Genomic DNA, 1,044 nt, shown 5'->3' with positions numbered 1-1,044 from the left:
GGATGCATCAAATAGTATTAACCTGTTCTGGGGAAAGTCAGTGACGAAGAGTTCGAACGAAACGAAATCTTTGCAGAGCTCGCAATCCACGGAATCTGTGGAAACAGCATCACCGAAATCAAAAGCAAAATCTCACAGTGGGAATACGCCTTCTGGCAAAACTACAGAAACAAACGCGGAAGCCTGAATTTTGCATTAAGGCTAGATGAATCCCTTGCTGAATTGAAGTTGATGGCCATGCAAAGCAATGGTGTCACTGATGTTGATATATGGGATTTCTTGCCTTATCACGATGCACCAGAGCTGACCTTTGAAGCTGCTTTTGCTCAATATGGTGGTGATGAAGACTAGGGCAATCCAAAAAAATAGAATAATATCTAACCTCTTATCATTAGGGGGTTAGGGTCATGTCATTTTTTAAAACTATGTTGGGTGCTACTTTATTTGTGTTCTTAATGGGTTGTGATAATCAGCCGCAGAAAAAAGTAGCTAATGAAGTTCAGCATAAAATTCATAAAGAAGATGAGTCTCATAATGAATTTTGTAGCAATATAGATTTGATGGCTAATGCAATGATGGGTGCACGACAATCTGGTGTTGCAATGTCTGAAATGATGAAATCTGCAAATGAAATAAATGATCCAGAATTAAAGAAAATTTCAGTTGCAATGGTGAAAGCTGCTTATGAAACACCACGTTTTGAAGTAGAAGAAAATAGAAATAAGGCAGCTTTAGACTTTAGAAACAGTATGTATCAAAGTTGTATAAATTAATAATCCTTTGAAGAAGCCTTGCTCTTTGCAAGGTTTTTTTATGCCTGGAGAAAAGTAATGTCAGGAAGTTTAGGTGTTTTAACCCTTGATCTGGTTGCCAAAACTGTCAACTTTGAACAGCCACTAAAAAAAGCAGAACAGCAAGCCGGTACTTCCAGTAAAAACATTGTTTCTTCAATGGAGAAAGTTGAAAAACAGAGTGAAGAGACCAGCAGGGCGATTGGTGCCTTTGGTACAACCTTAAAGGCATCACTGGCAGCAGTTTCTATTG

General features: G+C 38.3%; 3 protein-coding genes. All 3 read left to right on the top strand.

Features of this window, described 5'->3' with window-relative positions:
• A partial coding sequence (locus ACNPNW_RS05380; protein ID WP_448766658.1) for a hypothetical protein occupies nt 1–187 on the top strand: 187 nt, incomplete at its 5' end.
• A 220-nt stretch (nt 188–407) separates the two neighbouring features.
• A complete protein-coding gene (locus ACNPNW_RS05375) occupies nt 408–773 on the top strand; it encodes a hypothetical protein (protein ID WP_448766657.1) in 366 nt (121 codons plus the stop codon).
• 57 nt (nt 774–830) lie between these two features.
• On the top strand, nt 831–1,044 hold a 214-nt coding region (locus ACNPNW_RS05370), incomplete at its 3' end, for a hypothetical protein (RefSeq protein WP_448766656.1).

Source organism: Acinetobacter endophylla (assembly GCF_053543775.1).
Note: the sequence above shows the minus strand (reverse complement) of the source record. Positions and strands in the feature narration are given on the sequence as shown.